The 16,758-nt window shown below is 65.6% G+C and carries 13 protein-coding genes; 7 read left to right on the top strand and 6 right to left on the bottom strand.

All coding sequences use genetic code 11. The features are described from left to right. Nucleotides 1-10: 10 nt before the first annotated feature. The 4 genes from M0R89_RS16375 to M0R89_RS16360 form a co-directional block, all read right to left on the bottom strand. Nucleotides 11-847, bottom strand: coding sequence for a YihY/virulence factor BrkB family protein (locus M0R89_RS16375; RefSeq protein ID WP_248650150.1), 837 nt, complete (start codon nt 845-847; stop codon nt 11-13). 239 nt (nt 848-1,086) lie between these two features. Next, the gene (gatE, locus tag M0R89_RS16370; RefSeq protein ID WP_248650149.1) at nt 1,087-2,958 is read right to left on the bottom strand and encodes a Glu-tRNA(Gln) amidotransferase subunit GatE; all 1,872 of its coding nucleotides are present in this window, start codon (nt 2,956-2,958) and stop codon (nt 1,087-1,089) included. A gap of 36 nt (nt 2,959-2,994) precedes the next feature. After that, a complete protein-coding gene (locus M0R89_RS16365) occupies nt 2,995-4,503 on the bottom strand; it encodes a PH domain-containing protein (RefSeq protein ID WP_248650148.1) in 1,509 nt (502 codons plus the stop codon). Next, nucleotides 4,500-4,964, bottom strand: coding sequence for a PH domain-containing protein (locus tag M0R89_RS16360; protein ID WP_248650147.1), 465 nt, complete (start codon nt 4,962-4,964; stop codon nt 4,500-4,502). The genes M0R89_RS16365 and M0R89_RS16360 overlap by 4 nt, the downstream gene beginning before the upstream one ends. A 234-nt stretch (nt 4,965-5,198) precedes the next feature. On the opposite strand from M0R89_RS16360, the gene M0R89_RS16355 reads away from it, so the two are divergent. The 3 genes from M0R89_RS16355 (at nt 5,199) to M0R89_RS16345 (ending at nt 8,918) form a co-directional block, all read left to right on the top strand. Then, a complete protein-coding gene (locus tag M0R89_RS16355; protein WP_248650146.1) occupies nt 5,199-7,130 on the top strand; it encodes an ABC transporter ATP-binding protein in 1,932 nt (643 codons plus the stop codon). Nucleotides 7,131-7,217: 87 nt separating this feature from the next. Next, nucleotides 7,218-7,937 carry a hypothetical protein gene (locus M0R89_RS16350; RefSeq protein WP_248650145.1) on the top strand — a complete coding sequence of 240 codons (720 nt, stop codon included), beginning with the start codon at nt 7,218-7,220 and terminating at the stop codon, nt 7,935-7,937. Nucleotides 7,938-8,216: 279 nt separating this feature from the next. Further along, complete coding sequence (locus M0R89_RS16345; RefSeq protein ID WP_248650144.1) at nt 8,217-8,918, top strand: TMEM165/GDT1 family protein; 702 nt, start codon at nt 8,217-8,219, stop codon at nt 8,916-8,918. 3 nt (nt 8,919-8,921) lie between these two features. On the opposite strand, the gene M0R89_RS16340 is transcribed toward M0R89_RS16345, so the two are convergent. Both M0R89_RS16340 and M0R89_RS16335 read right to left on the bottom strand, forming a co-directional pair. Continuing rightward, complete coding sequence (locus M0R89_RS16340; protein WP_248650143.1) at nt 8,922-9,314, bottom strand: hypothetical protein; 393 nt, start codon at nt 9,312-9,314, stop codon at nt 8,922-8,924. Between the two features lie 408 nt (nt 9,315-9,722). Then, nucleotides 9,723-11,138 (bottom strand): class II fumarate hydratase, encoded by a 1,416-nt coding sequence (locus M0R89_RS16335; RefSeq protein WP_248650142.1) that lies wholly within the window; start codon nt 11,136-11,138, stop codon nt 9,723-9,725. 239 nt (nt 11,139-11,377) lie between these two features. On the opposite strand from M0R89_RS16335, the gene M0R89_RS16330 reads away from it, so the two are divergent. The 4 genes from M0R89_RS16330 to M0R89_RS16315 all read left to right on the top strand — a co-directional run bounded on the left by M0R89_RS16330 (nt 11,378) and on the right by M0R89_RS16315 (nt 16,749). Further along, a complete protein-coding gene (locus M0R89_RS16330; RefSeq protein ID WP_368408842.1) occupies nt 11,378-12,763 on the top strand; it encodes an ABC transporter substrate-binding protein in 1,386 nt (461 codons plus the stop codon). Between the two features lie 534 nt (nt 12,764-13,297). After that, nucleotides 13,298-14,683, top strand: a complete 1,386-nt coding sequence (locus tag M0R89_RS16325) for an ABC transporter substrate-binding protein (RefSeq protein ID WP_248650140.1) — start codon at nt 13,298-13,300, stop codon at nt 14,681-14,683. Between the two features lie 27 nt (nt 14,684-14,710). Next, nucleotides 14,711-15,787 carry a carbohydrate ABC transporter permease gene (locus tag M0R89_RS16320; protein WP_248650139.1) on the top strand — a complete coding sequence of 359 codons (1,077 nt, stop codon included), beginning with the start codon at nt 14,711-14,713 and terminating at the stop codon, nt 15,785-15,787. Then, a complete protein-coding gene (locus M0R89_RS16315) occupies nt 15,784-16,749 on the top strand; it encodes a carbohydrate ABC transporter permease (protein ID WP_248650138.1) in 966 nt (321 codons plus the stop codon). The genes M0R89_RS16320 and M0R89_RS16315 overlap by 4 nt, the downstream gene beginning before the upstream one ends. Nucleotides 16,750-16,758: the final 9 nt, after the last annotated feature.

Here is a 16,758-nt window from a genome sequence, read left to right as displayed (position 1 = left end):
GCTCCTCGGGTCAGTCGGCCTTCGCGTCCGACAGCACCGAGGGGAGCCAGTCGTAGTCCGGAGTCACTCGCCCGTCCAGCACGGCGTTCAGCACGATTCCGAGCAGCACCACCAGCGCGGCGACGTAGAGCCACGCGAGCAGCAACAGCACCCCGCCGACGATTCCGTACAACCGAACGCTCTCCGAGAGTCCGGCGTACCACCGGAACACCCCGCTCGAAACCGTCCACGAGGCGGCCGCGAACACGGTCCCCGGGAGCGCCTCGCGCGGACTCGTCTCCGACGGGAAGACGTAGTACAGCGGGAAGAACACGACCGAGAGCCCGCCGAACAGCAGCAGCGGCCCCAGAACGGTCCACGCGGTTGACGTGAAGACTATCGACCGGGCGACTCCCAACGCGACGAGCAGGACCAGCGCCAGCGTCACGACGCCGAACCCGAGTCCGACCGTCATCACCCGGTCGAACACCGACTTCTGCTTGCGCACGCTGTAGAGGTCGGCGAAGATGCGCCGCAGCGTCGCGAACATCCGGAGCGCCGACCACACCACGAGGACCGCGGCGATGACCGCCGCCCGGGTCCGACTCGCATCGTCCCTGATGGACTGCTCGAAGAACCGCGCCACGGAGTCGTCGGTGGCGAGTTCGACTGCGAGGACGAGCGACCCGATTCCGTCGAGCGCCGAGAAGCCGATGAACCCGAACAGCAACAGCGGAATCGCCGAGAGGAACATGTAGTAAGCCAGCCCCGCCGCCGTGACCGAGAGGTGTTCCTCGCGGGCGACCGCCAGAACTCCTTTCCCGATTTCCCCGTACTTCCCGACGCCTCGCATCGCGGGGAGTTCCACGCCGGCGCACAATAACTCGGCGGCCCGGCCGCCGCCACCGCCAACGGCGCTCCGGCCGGTGATGCGAGTCGGTGGTCGAGCGTCGACCGCTCCGTTCCGTCTTCGATTTCGGGCGCTCGGTAACGCAGACCACCGGGTTCCGCTCGGTGGCGAAGCAAACACTCCTGTATATGGCTGAAGAAAATCTGAAAAATTCTAACACCAATACGTAGGCGTCTAAAGGCCGCCTGTAGATTCCTTCAGGCCCGCTTCTGAATTTCCTCGCGCAGCAACTCGCTCACGGTGTCGCCGTCGGCCTTCCCGCCGAGCGCTCCCATCGCTTCGCCCATCAGCGCCGAGAACGCCTGCATGCCCTGCTCCTCGACCTGTCCCTCGTTTCGCTCGACCACTTCGACCACGGCCTCGCGGACCTCGTCCTCGCCTGCACTGCCGAGACCCTCCTGTTCGATGGCTTCGGCCGCGGTCAGGTCCGGACTCTCGGCGAGCGCCGTGAGGACTTCGCCGACGTTGCCCTTCGCCGTCTCGCCGTCGGCGACTGCTTCGAGCGTCCCGAGGAAGTGGTCCTCGGTCAGGTTCTCGACCGGCACGCCGTCGCGCCGGAGTTCGGTGACGGTGCTCTCGACGGTCTGGGCCGCGAGCGTCGGGTCCGCGCCCAGTCGCTCGACCGCGCGCTCGAACAGCGGCATGCGCTCGCCGTAGGCGACCTGCTCGGCGAGCGCCGCGCCGAGGTCGTACTCCGACTGGTAGCGCTCGACCTTCTCGGTCAGTAGTTCGGGCGTCTCGACCTCGCTCGGGTCGGGTTCGACCGGCGGCACGTCGGTCTCGGGGTACATGCGGGCCGCGCCGGGGAGCGGTCGGAGGTAGCGCGTCGTGCCGTCCTCGTTCGCGCCCCGGGTCTCCTCGGGCACGCCCTCCAAGGCCGTCTCGGCGCGCTCGGCGGCGGCCTCGACGGCGAGGTCCGCGGTTTCGGGGTCGGCCGCGACGATGGCCACCGCGTCGTCGTCGCCCGCGCCCACGGCCTCTCGGAGCGCGGCTACTTCGTCTCCGGTGACGCCGTATGCCGGGAGTTCGTCGGTGTGGAAGATGCCGCCCGCGCCGTGGCGCTTGGCGTGGTCGGACAGTTCCGTCCCGAGGCGGCGGTCCGGTTGAATCTCCGCGCCGACCAGTCCGTCGAAGCCGTAGAGCGGGACCGCCGTGACCTTCCCGCCGGATTCGAGCGCCGAACCGATGACCCCCGACTCGGTGTCGGCGAAGGTGTCGGTCACGTCCACCACGTCGCCGACCGAGGCGTCGCGCTCGCGGAGTTCGTCACGGAGTTCGAGCAGGCGTACCTGCCGGTGGACCTCGTTCTCGACCAGGTCGTCGATGTCCTCGAGGCTCTGGACGCCCTTGACCTCGACGCGCGCGCCCTCCTCGATGGAGATGTTCACGTCTTGGCGGATGGTGCCGAGGCCGCGCTTGACCTTGCCGGTCGAGCGCAGGAGCATCCCGATGGTCTCCGCGGCCTCGCGGGCCTGCTCGGGCGACCGGATGTCGGGCTTGGTACCGATTTCGACCAGCGGGATGCCGAGTCGGTCGAGCGAGTAACGCACGCCGTCGTCGGTCTCCTCGACGCGCTGGGCCGACTCCTCTTCGAGCATCAGGTCCTCGATACCGACCGCCCCGTCGCTGGTCGAAATCTCGCCGTCGGAGGCCATCAGCGTCGAGCGCTGGAAGCCGGAGGTGTTCGACCCGTCCACGACGATTTTCCGCATGACGTGGGCCTGGTCCACCACGTCCATGTCGAGCAGTTGCGCGATTTCGAGGACGACCGCTTGGGCCTCGTCGTCGAGTCGGTGGGGCGGTTCGTCGTCCTCCTCGACCAGACAGGTCGTGTCGTACGCCAGATACTCGAACTCGCGCTCGACGCGACTCTCTTCGAGCGCCGCTTGGTCGAGTTCGCCCAGTTCGCTCTTGGTCGGGTGGAGGAAGCGCGTGAACCGCCGGTCGGACTCCTCGGGTTCTCGGAGTTCGGTCGGACAGTTGCAGAACAGCTTCGTCTCGGTGTCGAGTTGCTGGTGAATCTCCAGCCCCGCGACGAGGCCGAGGTCCTCGTAGTCGTGTTCGGTCATTACTCGCCACTCGGACCGCGAAGGGTAAAAAACCGTTCAGTCTCGACGCGAGGAGTCGAGGTCCGACTCCCGGTCGGCCTCGCCGCGACGCGCCGCCAGACTCGCCTGTAACTTCTCGCCGACCGTCTCGCGCAACTCCCTCGCCGTCTCGGCGTCCACGTCCACCGCGGCGGCCACGCCGCCCGCGGAACTCGCGGTGTCGACGACCACGCTCGCCAACCGCCGCCGGCGCTGGAAGACGGTCGCGCTCTGAATCACGGTCTGGACCCGGTAGTACGGCACCACCTTGGTCGTCCGCGTCCAGAACCCGTTGCGGGTGAGAACGTGGTCCTCGCCCACCGCGTAGCCCCGGTTGCGCCACTTGAGGTGGGCCGCGACCGGAACGACGAGCAGGAACGCGAGCGGGACCACGGCGAGCGGAAACGGAATCGGCGCCGGCGGGCCGACGACCGCCTGCAACGCGAACAGCACCGCCGCGAGGCCCGCGAGGACGAGCGCGTACCTGACCGCGTACCGAGTCCGGGCGCGCTCGGGCGGCCGCGAGAACGCCGGCACCTCGAAGTCCTCGACCTCTCGGGCGAGGCGAAGCACCCGCTCGCGAGTCGCCAGCGGGACCGCGGCCTCCGACCCGCCGGAGGGCGCCTGTCCCGGCCCGTAGCCCGCGGTCTCGACCGCGAGCGTGGCGTAGCCGAACCGCCGCATCAGGACGTTGGCGTCGAGCGTGAGCGCCTGCACCTTCCCGAGCGGAATCGACCCGTCGTAGCGCTGGAGCAGGCCGCGCTCGTACCGGAGTTCGTCGCCGAGGCGGGTCAACCGGAAGTCGTAGTAGCGGGCGAACGTCATTCCGGCGCTCAGCACCCAGAGCGCGACCACGAGAAGCGCGACCAGCAGCATCCCGCCGAGGAACGCCAGTTCCGCGACCCCCGGCACGAACGGGAGCGCGGCCGGACCGAACGCCAACAGCGAGAGGTACCGGAAGTCGAACGAGAGGGCGCTCAGGAGCAGCAGTTCGCCGGACTGAAGCTCGAAGAGGACGGTCCCGCGTTCCTCGGGGTCGGCCCGCTCGTCGGGTTCGGTCCCGCTTTCGGCGTCCTCCGCACCGCGTTTCAGGCGCTGAATCTCGCGCTGGACGCGCTTGGCCTCGTCGTAGCCGACGTACCGGAGGCTGGCCTCGGTCGCGCCGCCGCCCGCCGTCTCGATGTCTAGAACTGCGACGCCGAGCGCGCGCTGAATCACGTTGCGCGAGATGTCGACGTTCTGGATGCGCCCGAGCGGAATCTCGCGGTTGCGCCGGGAGACGACCCCCGAGGCGATTTCGAGGCCGTCGCCGGTGAGTCGGTACTCGAACCGCCGGTAGTAGGCGACCTGCCACGCCGCCGCGCCGACGACGCCGACTGCCGCCAGCGTGACCAGCGCCGGACCCGCCATCGGGACCGGGAGCGCCTCGGCGTCACCGAGCGACCGGCCGACGAAGAACAGCATCAGGCCCGCGCTCAGTCCTCGCGAGGCCGCCCGGTAGGGAATCGACAGCGGATGGAGTTTCATACCGCGTCGGTCTCGCGCTCGCTCTCGATGGCGAGGCGACGGAGCTGTTCCTGCAGGTCGTCGGCCCGCTCGGGCGTCAGGCCGGGAATCGACACGTCGGCCCCGCGAGAGCCCGCGGTGTAGACCACGACGCTCGCCAGTCCGAGCGCGCGCTCGACCGGTCCGCGCTGGGTGTCGACGTGCTGGACGCGGACGAACGGGACGACGGTGTTGACCCGGGTCAGCACGCCGCGTTCGAGGTAGAGGTCGTCGTCGCGCACCTCGAATCGCCAGGTCCGATAGCGCAACACGGCGAACACGAGACCGAGCGCCAGCGCCCCGAGCGCGACGGCCAGCCCCACGGTGACGCCGGGACCGAGGGTGAACCTGCTGACCACGGCCGCGAGGACGCCGACGATGACTGCGGTCACGACCGCGCCGACGCCCCACGCGAGGCGGACGCGCGGATTCAGGACTTCCATGCGGGTTCCATCTACCTCGCGGCCGATAAGTCCCCCCGTCTTCGCTCGCGCGAAAACGCCTGCTCCGGCGTCCGGGGTCGGGCGTGGCCTCTCAGTCTGAGGTCACGCGAGGCCTCCGTGTTCCGAGGCCGTACAGCGAAAGTCGGACCGAGTGCGGGCGAACCCGGACGCCCGTGCTGGTTCGGCAAGGCTTTTCAATCGGCTGGCAATATCTCCCAAGGATTACCGCCTCCGATGAGTACCGACGAAGCCATCGACGCCGAGTACGTCGAGAAACACCGCCGAGAGGTAGAGCATCCGCTGGTTCAGTTGTTCCTGCGCTACGGGGAGGGGAGTCGGCGCTGGTTCGCGGTCGGCATCCTGTCGAGCATCGGCGCGCGCTTCCTCTCGCTGGTCCCGCCGGTCGTCCTCGGGGTCGCCATCGACGCCATCTTCCGGGACAATCAGGCGTTCGCGCTGCCCGGCGTCCCGGCGGCGTGGCTCCCCGACGGGACCGAAGACCAGTTCTGGTTCGCCATCGTCCTGATGGGCGTGGCGATGGTCGGGCAGGCCGTCCTCAACTTCGTGCGCCAGACCTCGCTCAACCTCTTCTCCCACCGGGTGAAACACGAGGTCCGGACCGCGACCTATCAGGAGATGCAGCGACTCGACATGGACTTCTTCGACGAGATGCAGACCGGCGAACTCATCTCCATCCTCTCAAACGACACGAACCGACTGGAGCAGTTCCTCGACTCGATGATGGGCGAGGCCATCCAGTTGGGCGTCCTGATGCTCGGGACCGCGGTCGTCCTGCTCTGGATAAACTCCCAACTCGCGGCGATTACCCTCGTCGTCATCCCGCTCTCGATACTGTTCACTTACTGGTACACCAGACTCGCCGAGGAGCGGTACGCCGACGTGCGGTCGTCCATCGGCGACCTCAACAGCAGGTTGGAGAACAACCTCAACGGGATTCAGGTCATCAAGGCGAGCAACACTGAGGAGTACGAGGACGACCGGGTCGAGGACCACTCCTACAAGTACTTCCGCCTCGACTGGCTCGCGCTCCGACTCAGCTTCGTCTATCGGCCGGGTCTGCAGGCGCTCACCTCGCTGGCCTTTATCGCCACGTTCGTCGTCGGCGGCATCTGGATTCTGGAGGGACCGCCGGGCCCGCTCTCGGGCGACCTCTCGGTCGGCCAGTTGGTCACGTTCCTCCTGCTGACCCAGCGCATGGTCAACCCGCTCGCTCAGATGGGAACCATCGTGGAGCGCTACGAGGACGCCAAGGCCTCGACCAAGCGCATCCTCGGCCTGATGAGCCTCCCCGCCAGCGTCGAGGACGCGCCCGACGCGACCGACCTCGAAAACGTGCGCGGCCGAGTCCGGTTCCGGGACGTGTCGTTCGCCTACGAGGACGAGACGGTCCTCGAAGGCGTGAATTTCGAGGTCGAACCGGGCGAGACCGTCGGCGTCGTGGGGCCGACCGGGGCGGGCAAGACGACCATCGTCAAACTCCTGTTGCGCCTCTACGACGTGAACGAGGGAGTCGTCGAAATCGACGGCCGCGACGTTCGCGACGTGACGCTGGCCGGTCTCCGCGGGTCGATGGGCTACGTCGGACAGGACAACTTCCTGTTCGACGGCACGGTCGCCGAGAACATCGAGTACGGCCACTTCGACGCTACCGACGAGGAGGTGGTCGAGGCGGCGAAGCGCGCCGAGGCCCACGAGTTCATCCAGAACCTGCCCGAGGACTACGACACCGACATCGGCGAGCGCGGCGTGAAACTCTCGGGCGGCCAGCGCCAGCGAGTCGCCATCGCTCGGACCATCCTCCGGCGGCCGGAGATTCTCGTCTTCGACGAGGCGACCTCCGCGGTGGACACCGAGACGGAGATGCTCATCCAGCAGTCGATAGACAAACTCGCGGCCGACCGAACCGCGTTCGTCATCGCCCACCGCCTCTCGACGGTCCGCGACGCCGACACCATCCTCGTGGTCGAGGACGGCCGCATCGTGGAGCGGGGCACCCACGAGGACCTGCTCGACGCGGACGGTCTCTACGCGAACCTCTGGCGGGTACAGGCGGGCGAAATCGAGCGGTTGCCCGACGAGTTCGTCGAGCGGGCCAGCGCGCGGGTCGCCCGCGAGGGCATCGGGAGCGGCGAGTCGCCGGAGTGACCGGGAGCGTCGAACTCCCGTCGGTCGAGTTGCATCGAGACCCCGCACCCCCGGAATTTATATCAAACGTCTGTTAACCGGAGGGCAATGGGAACCGAACCACGTTCCGGACCTGTCGAACAGACCGACCGGGTTCACGTCCGCACGCTCGGGGTGGTGGACACCCTGCGCTGGTCGTGGGAGGCGCTGACCGACCGCCTCGAACTCGTCGGCTTCGTCTTTCTCGTCGCCCTGATAACGGTCGTCGCCAACCTCGGTGTCTCGCCGGCGACGGCGGGCGAGACGCCCGAGTTCGCCAGTTGGGTCTGGCCGCTGTATCTCGTCTACTTCCTCGCCGTCACAGTCGTCTGGAGCGTCGCGTACACGAGCGCCGCGGACGCGGTGGCGAACCGAAAGCGGCCGCTACGCGACCACGTCGTCGCGGCCGCGAAGCGAGTCCCGGCGCTCGTTGCGGTGGCAATCCCGACGTGGATACTTTTCGTAGTGGGTCTCCTCCTGTTCGTCCTGCCCGGCATCTACGTCCTCCACCGACTCGTGCTGGCCTTCCCGGCCTGCGTCATCGACCGGAAGGGACCGCTGGCGAGTCTGAAGGCGGGCTGGCGCGCGGGCGGCGGAAACGTCCTCAAACTGGTGGGCGTCAGTCTCGTTTACTTCGCGCTCATCGGCGTCTCGAACTACGTAGCGGGTATCTTCGGACCGCTCACAGTCGTCGGCGGACTGATATCGGCGGGGCTGTCCGCGGTCCTCCTACCGCTTTTCGGTCTCGCGCTCGGCCACCTCTACCTCGAAAGCAGTCGAAACCAGTAGCCGTCGGCCGCGTCGCTTTTGTCCGTCGCTCCGCTTTGCTACGTCGAAGCCGTCCTGTCCGACCAGTCGCGCACGACTGTCGGACCGAGAGCCGACTCGTTGGACTGACCCGCAGGACCGTCCCGCGCGGCCGACCGGCCGCGAGTCACGCCGGCGCGACTTATTAGAAGGAAAGGTCTTTTAGTTTAGACGAGTCTAATCTTTGGTAACGATGGGCTCCCCCGACACGCTCACCTCGCGGGCGGCCCGCCCTGCTCGAAGCGCGGAGGTGGCGACTCGATGAACGGCTGGCTCGAAATCCTCGTCGTGGCGTTCACGGCCCAACTGGCGGTGCTGCCCGGCGAGAAGGTCCAGTTCATCATCGCGGGACTCTCGACGAGGTACAACCCGTGGGTCGTCGTGGCGGCCGCCGGGAGCGCGTTCGCCGGGTGGACCGCGCTCGAAATCTGGTTCGGGAGCGCGCTGAAGGGCGCGCTCCCGCAGGTCTACCTCGACGTGTTCACCGTGGGCCTCTTCCTCGTCTTCGCGGTCCTCCTCGTCGAGTCGGCCCCCGAGCGCGGCGAGACGCCGGCCGAGACCGACGGCGGAATGATGGGCACGGGCGACCTCGACGTGTCGCTGTTCGGCCGCGAGGTCCCCGACGCGCTCGGCGGGTTTCTCCCCATCTTCGTGATGCTGGCGGCCGGCGAGTTCGGCGACAAGACCCAACTGGTCACCATCGGGCTGGCGGTCCGGTACGGCGCGACCCCGGCCATCTGGGCGGGAGAGATGCTGGCCGTCATCCCGGTCAGCCTCGCCAACGCGTTCTTCTTCCACAAGTTCTCCCACAAGTTCGACGTGCGGAAGGCCCACTACGCCGGCGCGGTGCTGTTCCTGTTCTTCGGTCTCGACACTGCCCTCTCCGTCTTCACGGGGTTCTCGGTGTGGGAGACCGCGGTCGGCACGATAGCCGGCGTGATTACGGCCGCGTTGCCGCTCTGACGTTCAGGAGTCGAACGCGTCGGCGATTCGCTCGCGCACGTTCTCGGCGGTCCCGGCGTTCTCGTGGGTCTCGTCCAACTCGAAGGCGGCGAGCGCGTCGGTCACCGCGGTGGCCTCGGCGCGCGCGAGTTCCACCGTCTCGGTGTCGTCGGGGTCGTTGCCGCCGAAGATGGAGTCGTTGTCGAGCCATCCCTCGTCGTCCTCGGCGGCCATCTCGCCCTTCTCGACCCCGCGGTGTTCGTCGAAGTCGAACTCGGCCGCGAGGTGGTCCTGCACGTTCTGGAGCCGCATCCCCCGGTCGCCCGAGGCGGTCATCTCCTCGTCGGCGAGCGCGGCGATGACCACGCGGGCCTCGTTGCGCGTCATCTCGAATGTCGCTGCGTCGCGGTCTGACATAGAGTAGAGACACGGTGGCCTGCCTGAAACGACTGGTGGGCGTTCCGGCGGCGGGCCGAGCGTCGCGACGAACTCCGCTCGACGGTCGTACCGCAGTTCCGTCGCTCGGACTCGACCGTACGCAGGTCGTACGCGTCACTGCGAAACGTACTGTTATCGTACTTCGGGAGAAGCGTCGCGTCCGCACCTCCACGGCGGAGACGGGGGTGCCGTCTCGGTTCGAAACCGATACGCCCGACAGGCGTTCCGTTCACTGCTGCGGCCAGAGACACCGCATTCCGCAGTTCGTGGAAACGCCGAAGACGAAACCAAACATTTGATTCATCTCCTGACGGTTCGAAACCGACGGCTAGAAACGTAGTAATAATGGTATAAATTATTTACTTTCCGACTGTTAGGGAATTACGGTTACTCGCCGCTTCCGAGAATCCCCCGGTGGGTCATGGCCTCGGGGTCGATGACCTCCTCGGCCTCCTCCTCGCTGAGATAGCCCTTCTCGACGACGACTTCCTTGACCGTCTTGCCCTCCTTCAGGGCGGTCTTGGCGGCGTCGCTGGCCTTGTCGTAGCCGATGTGGGGGTTGAGCGCGGTGGCCAGCGCCATGCTCTGTTCGACCTGTCGCTCGCAGTGTTCCTCGTTGGCTTCCAGTTTCCGGACGAACTTCTCGCCGAACACCTCCGAAGCGTTGGCGAGCATCTCCGCGGACTGGAGGAAGTTGTGCGCGAGGACCGGCTTGTAGAGGTTGAGGTCTATCTGGCCCTCCGCGGCCCCGGCGCTCACGGCGGCGTCGTTGCCCACGACCTGCTTGTGGACCTGATTGACCGCCTCGGCGACGACGGGGTTGATTTTGCCGGGCATGATGGAGCTACCGGGCTGGTTCTCCGGTTGTTCTATCTCGCCGAGACCGTTCCGCGGCCCGGAGGCCAGCAGGCGGAGGTCGTTGGCTATCTTGTTGAGCGACCCCGCGATGGTGCGGAGCGCGCCGTGGGCCTCCGACATCGCGTCGTGGGCGGCCTGCGCCTCGAAGTGGTTGTCGGCCTCGCGGAACTCGACGCCGGTCTCCTCGGAGATGTACTCGGCGGCCTTCTCCGGGAAGTCGGGGTGGGTGTTGAGACCGGTACCGACCGCGGTCCCGCCGAGCGCCAACTCCGAGAGGTGGTCGCGCACGTAGTCGACCCGGGAGAGGCCCTTCTCGACCTGCGTGCGGTAGCCGCCGAACTCCTGACCGAGGCGGACCGGCGTGGCGTCCTGCAGGTGAGTGCGACCGGTCTTGACCACGTCGTCGAACTCCTCCTCCTTGTCTTCGAGGGCCTCGCGGAGCGAATCGAGCGCGGGCAGGAGGTCCTTCTCGACGGCTTCGAGCGACGCGACGTGCATCGCGGTCGGAATCACGTCGTTCGACGACTGGCCGAAGTTGACGTGGTCGTTGGGATGAATCTCGCGGGACCCGACTTCGCCGCCGTAGATTTCGGTCGCGCGGTTGGCGATGACCTCGTTGGCGTTCATGTTCGTGGAGGTCCCCGACCCGGTCTGGAACACGTCCACCGGGAACTGGTCGTCGTGGCGGCCCTCGATGACCTCGTCGGCGGCCTCGACGATGGCGTCGGCCTTGTCCTCGGGAATCAGTTCGAGGTCCCGATTGGCCCGCGCGGCGGCCTTCTTCACGACGCCGAGCGCACGGACGAAGCGCCGCCCGAAGGTGATGCCCGAGACGGGGAAGTTCTGTAGCGCGCGCTGGGTCTGTGCGCCCCAGTAGGCGTCTGCCGGGACCTGCATCTCTCCGAGACTGTCCTCCTCTATCCGGTAGTCCTCGTCGTCGCTCATACGTGTCGGCGTTCGCGGTGCCGGGCGTAAAACCCACCGAAACGGAGTCCCTGTCCGGGGTCGGTCGGGACTCGCGCACGGCGGACGACGGACGTACTGCCCGCTCTGGTACTTCGCGCGCTTCTAGTCGCTCGGTTTACGCGACTCACTGACACAATTTCATGTGCAACTATAATGTTGCTTATCTTTGATAACTGTTAAGTTGGTCGTTGAAGTTAGACTTCGTAGGCTCCACTTGTATGACAGGTAGCGAGGACAGTCACGAGGCTTCGAGACGGACGTATTTGAAAACCGTAACCGCGGGCACCATCGGACTAACCGGTCTCGCCGGTTGTACCGGCGGCGGTGGGAGCGAAGCGACGACGACTACTACCGACGCCACCACAGAGACGACGGAGTCGATGGACGGCGGGGACACCACAACCGAAGGGGAGTCCTCGACCGACTACAAACCGCTGGAGGTTCAGCACTGGTGGACCGGCGGTGACGGCAACAAGGCAGTGACCGCGCTCTTCGAGGGCTTCAAGCAGAAGTACCCCGACATCAAACTGAAGGAGAACCCGGTTCCGGGCGGCGGCGGGACGAACCTCCACACGGTCATCAAGAAGCGCGTGCTGAACAACAACCCGCCGAGTTCGTGGCAGGCGTGGCCGGGTAAGAACCTCCAACCGTTCGTGGAGGCGGGGAAACTGAAGGACATCGGCGACTCGGTCTGGTCGAAGAACGGGATGAAGGACGCCTACCTGAAAGGGCCGAAGGACGCCGCGAAACCCGGCGGGAAGTTCGTCACGGTCCCCATCAACATCCACCGACTCAACAACCTCTTCTACAACAAGAAGGTCGTCGAGAAGGCGGGCGTCGACCCCGCGTCCATCTCGAAGCCCAGTGACCTCGTTGCCGCGATGAAGAAGGTCGAGAACAACACCGACGCGGTCGGCATGGCGCACTCGACCAAGCACCCGTGGCCGACGCTCGACCTGTGGGAGGCCGTGCTCCTCGGGGAGTACGGGCGCAATACCTACCAGGCAGTCGCCGAAGGCAAGATTGCCGAGAACCAGCAGGCCGTCAAGGGTGCCCTCCAGACAGTCAAAGACTACAAGCAGTACTTCAACGAGGACAACGGTTCGGTCAGTTGGACCGAGGCGAACACGAAGGTCATCAACGGCGAGGCGGCGTTCTACCAGCAGGGCGACTGGGCCGCGGGCATGTACCGCGGGCAGGACGGCTTCGAGTTCGGCACCCACTGGGACCAGGTCTCGTTCCCCGGGTCGAAGGGCGTCTACGCGTTCAACATGGACTCGTTCCCCTTCCCGAAGAACAACCCTTCGCCGAAGGCCACCGAGAAGTTCCTGCAGTACTGCGGTTCCGTGGACGCCCAAGAGCGGTTCAACCCGAAGAAGGGGTCGATTCCGCCCCGGACCGACGTTCCCAAGGACGAGTTCGGTCCGTTCCTCCAGCGCCAGATGGACGACTTCAAGAACTCGAAGGCGCAGGTCCCGTCTATCACGCACGGACTCGCGGTCGCACCCGAACCGCTGACGGGGATGAAGGACGCGACGGCGACCTTCACCTCGGACTGGAACGTCGACAAGACGTTCCAGCAGATGAAACAGGCGTTCAACTGAGGACGCCTCTTGTCTTCCGTGGGCGAGAGCGCGCCTCGACGGAGACGAGTCTTCTTTCGTGACGTGCGTCGCGAGACCGGCCGGAAACCCCCGGAGAAGCGGTCGGTGAGTCACACGTTCGGGATAGGAACAGCAGTTGACGGGAGCCGACCTCGGAATCGAGCGAGCGCAGAATCGCGACTGGCCGTGTCCCTGAGTGTCGAGCGTGCTTCACTTTCACGAACTCGCCACCTCGTATTTTGGACGCGACAGTGTCGGAGCGAACGCGAGATACTGTAATTGAACTTATAGAACGACGGGAAGAGACAGCGAAACGAAACGACCGAGCCGGTAACTGTTAGCCGACGAACGGCAAATTTTTCCGATAGCTTCGTTCGTAAATCCACTCCGGGATTTTCGATAACACTCGTAAAATCGGGTTTACACCCGGTCTACTCACCGAGCGTGTTATCGTCTCACAATTTACTCGGTCCTGCATTAATTTCAACAACGTTTAAGTGGCTGGTGGCAGATTACATCTGTTAGGCTTACAGTATGACAGATGCCAACGAAGGTTCCGACGTTTCTCGGCGCGATTACATCAAAGCGGCCGGTGCGGGTACTATCGGCGTAACCGGACTGGCCGGTTGCATGGGTGGCGGTGGCGAGGGCGACTCTACGACGACCACCGACTCCGGTTCGGAGACGACCACGGGGTCGTCCGACGGCGGCGACACTACCACCGAGGAGCAGTCCTCGAACTACAAGCCGCTGGAGGTCCAGCACTGGTGGACCGGCGGTGACGGTGCCGCGGCGGTCAAGGCGCTGTTCGAGGGCTTCAAGGAGAAGCACCCCGACATCAAGGTCAACCAGAACCCCGTCCCCGGCGGTGCGGGCCAGAACCTCAAGACGGTCATCAAGAAGCGCGTGCTGAACAACAACCCGCCGAGTTCGTGGCAGGCGTGGCCGGGCGCGCACCTCCAGCCGTTCGTGGAAGCGGACAAACTGAAGGACATCGGCGACTCGGTCTGGTCGACCAACAACATGAAGAGCGCGTACAAGCAGGGGCCGAAGGACGTCGCCAAGCCCGGCGGGAAGTTCGTCACGGTCCCCATCAACATCCACCGACTCAACAACCTCTTCTACAACAAGAAGGTCGTCGAGAAGGCGGGCGTCGACCCCGCGTCCATCTCGAAGCCCAGTGACCTCGTTGCCGCGATGAAGAAGGTCGAGAACAACACCGACGCGGTCGGCATGGCCCACCAGACCAAGTCCGCGTGGTCCACCTCCCAGCTCTGGGCGCAGGTCCTCCTCGGCGAGTACGGTAAGGAGACCTACGTGGCGTTCACCGAGGGGAAGGTCGAGGAGAACAAGAAGGCCATCAAGGACTCGCTCCAGATAGTCAAAGACTACAAGCAGTACTTCAACGACGACGCCGGGTCCATCTCGTGGACCGAGGCGAACAAGAAGGTCATCAACGGCGAGGCCGCCTTCTTCCATCAGGGCGACTGGGCCGCGGGCATGTACCGCTCGCAGGACGGGTTCAAGTTCGACTCCGAGTGGGGTCAGGTTCCGTTCCCCGGCACCGAGGGCATCTACGCGCTCAACATGGACTCGTTCCCCTTCCCGAAGAACAACCCTTCGCCGAAGGCCACCGAGAAGTTCCTGCAGTACTGTGGCTCGGTCGATGCCCAGGAGCGGTTCAACCCGAAGAAGGGGTCGATTCCGCCCCGGACCGACGTTCCCAAGGACAAGTTCGGTCCGTTCCTCAGCCGCCAGATGGACGACTTCAAGAACTCGAAGGCGCAGGTCAAGTCCATCCAACACGGACTCGCCATCCCGCCGGAGGCCAAGAGCAACTTCGGCGACGCGATGTCCACGTTCACGTCCGGCTGGAACGTCGACAAGACCTACAGCCAACTGACCAAGGCGTTCAACTGAAGACAGTTCCGACTGTTCCTTTTTCACATGCAACGACTCAGAGACGTACTCCGACGGATAACCCCCCGGAACGGCGACGAGACGGGGCCGGTTCGCACGGATGGCGGGGAGTCGGCCGACGGTTCGCGGGCCTCGCCGGACCTCCGCACCGACGGCGGGGCCACGGTCAGCGGCGAGTCCGCCGAAGCCACCGAGTCCGAGACGCGGAGCGGCGGGTCGTTCCTGTCGAGCGACTTCGTCCAGTCGATGCCGTTCTGGCTGCCGCCGTTCCTGCTGATGGGCTTTTTCGTGTACGGAGCCATCGGGTGGAACCTCGTCATCTCGCTGACCGACTTCGAGGGGCTGTTGCTGCCGGAGTACAAGATTTCCCAATTCGACCTCGAAATGTATCGCGAGGCGTTCTCGGACCCGTCGTTCTGGACCGCGGCCCAGAACACGCTGGTCCTGCTGGTGGCGTTCACGGGGGTCTGTCTCGTGGTCGGCCTCCTGCTCGCCATCCTCGTGGACCAGGAGATACGGTTCGAGAACACCTTCCGAATCATCTATCTGCTGCCGATGAGCCTGTCGTTCGTCGTGACCGCGAAGTTCTGGGCGTGGATGTACAACCCCCAGATAGGGATGATAAACGTCACGCTCCGCCAGTTGGGTCTGGACTTCCTGACGCTCCAGTGGATCTCGAACCCCGACACCAAACTGGCGGCGGTCATCTTCGCGCTCATCTGGCAGTTCTCGGGGTACGCGATGGTCGTGTACCTCGCGGGGCTTCGAGCGATTCCGACGTCTCACTACGAGGCCGCGAAGGTCGACGGCGCGAGCACCCTGAAGATGTACTGGCGGGTCATCCTGCCCCAACTTCGGGCCTCGACCATGAGCGCCGCGGTGGTGCTGATGGTGTTCGCGCTGAAGGCCTTCGACTTCCTCTACGTGATGTTCGGCAACAACCCCGGCCCGGCCGCGGACATCCTCGCGACGCTGATGTTCCGCGAGGCGTTCGGGTCGAACAACTGGGCGTACGGGTCGGCCATCGCCATCGTGCTGTTCGCCATGGCGCTGGCGGTGGTCGCACCGTACCTCTACAGCGAATACCGACGAGGTGAACTATGAGCAGTCCGCCAGCCAGTCCGAATCCGGAGGACCACACCAGACGCGAGCGAGTCGAACAGACGGTTCGAGACACCGACGGCCGGCGAGCCGCGCTCTACGCTGTACTCCTCGCGCTCGTCGCGTTCTACCTCGCGCCGCTGGAGGCGGGCCTGATGACCGCGTTCAAGACGACCGACGCGTTCAACAGGACGGTCCCGTTCCTGCCGCCGATCACCTTCGAGTCGGGACTCGTCGCCGTCGAGGGATTCACGGTCGAACCGTGGCGGGTCGCGTTCGACGCGATGTCGGGCGCGCTGATAAACAGCCTCCTGTTGGCGGTCCCGGCGACGGTCCTGTCGGCGACCCTCGGGTCCATCGCGGCCTACGGGCTGACGACCATCGACTGGAAGTACCAGACCACGCTGGTCGCGCTGTTCATCGCGGGCATCTTCATCCCGTATCAGGCAGTGCTGGTGCCCCTCTCGCGGCTCTACGCCATCGTCAACACGCAGGAACTGCTGTCGTTCCTGTGGGGCTTGCCGCTGATGCACGACCACTACGCGAGCATCATCAACCTCATCGTCACCCACACCGCGTACGGGATTCCCATCACGTTCCTGTTGTTCCGGGGCTACTACCAGTCGCTCTCCGATGAGATGATAGAGGCCGCGCGACTGGACGGCGCGAGCGTCTACAGCATCTACCGCAACATCATCCTGCCGCTGTCGAAGCCGATGTTCGCGGTGACGCTCATCTACCAGTTCACGCAGGTCTGGAACGACCTGCTGTTCGCGCTGGTCATCCTGCCGTCGGGCGGCGGTGCGGCCGCACCCGTGACCGTCGCGCTCAACAGTCTGACCGGCGGCATCGTGGAATCGTTCAACACCCAGATGGCGGGCGCGTTCGTCGCGGCCCTGCCCACGCTGCTGGTGTACGTCCTGTTCGGTGAACAGTTCGCGAAAGGAGTCGCAGGCGAAGCATGACAAAGACTT

The organism is Halorussus limi, from assembly GCF_023238205.1.
GTDB lineage: Archaea > Halobacteriota > Halobacteria > Halobacteriales > Haladaptataceae > Halorussus > Halorussus limi.
Note: the sequence above shows the minus strand (reverse complement) of the source record. Positions and strands in the feature narration are given on the sequence as shown.

Bases quoted from the DNA above. Each gene is read 5' to 3' on its own strand.
- M0R89_RS16340 (WP_248650143.1), bottom strand. From the start codon at position 9,314: ATGTCAGACCGCGACGCAGCGACATTCGAGATGACGCGCAACGAGGCC.
- M0R89_RS16320 (WP_248650139.1), top strand. From the start codon at position 14,711: ATGCAACGACTCAGAGACGTACTCCGACGGATAACCCCCCGGAACGGC.
- M0R89_RS16360 (WP_248650147.1), bottom strand. From the start codon at position 4,964: ATGGAAGTCCTGAATCCGCGCGTCCGCCTCGCGTGGGGCGTCGGCGCG.
- M0R89_RS16325 (WP_248650140.1), top strand. From the start codon at position 13,298: ATGACAGATGCCAACGAAGGTTCCGACGTTTCTCGGCGCGATTACATC.
- M0R89_RS16350 (WP_248650145.1), top strand. From the start codon at position 7,218: ATGGGAACCGAACCACGTTCCGGACCTGTCGAACAGACCGACCGGGTT.
- M0R89_RS16355 (WP_248650146.1), top strand. From the start codon at position 5,199: ATGAGTACCGACGAAGCCATCGACGCCGAGTACGTCGAGAAACACCGC.
- M0R89_RS16330 (WP_368408842.1), top strand. From the start codon at position 11,378: ATGACAGGTAGCGAGGACAGTCACGAGGCTTCGAGACGGACGTATTTG.
- M0R89_RS16335 (WP_248650142.1), bottom strand. From the start codon at position 11,138: ATGAGCGACGACGAGGACTACCGGATAGAGGAGGACAGTCTCGGAGAG.
- M0R89_RS16315 (WP_248650138.1), top strand. From the start codon at position 15,784: ATGAGCAGTCCGCCAGCCAGTCCGAATCCGGAGGACCACACCAGACGC.
- gatE (WP_248650149.1), bottom strand. From the start codon at position 2,958: ATGACCGAACACGACTACGAGGACCTCGGCCTCGTCGCGGGGCTGGAG.
- M0R89_RS16365 (WP_248650148.1), bottom strand. From the start codon at position 4,503: ATGAAACTCCATCCGCTGTCGATTCCCTACCGGGCGGCCTCGCGAGGA.
- M0R89_RS16345 (WP_248650144.1), top strand. From the start codon at position 8,217: ATGAACGGCTGGCTCGAAATCCTCGTCGTGGCGTTCACGGCCCAACTG.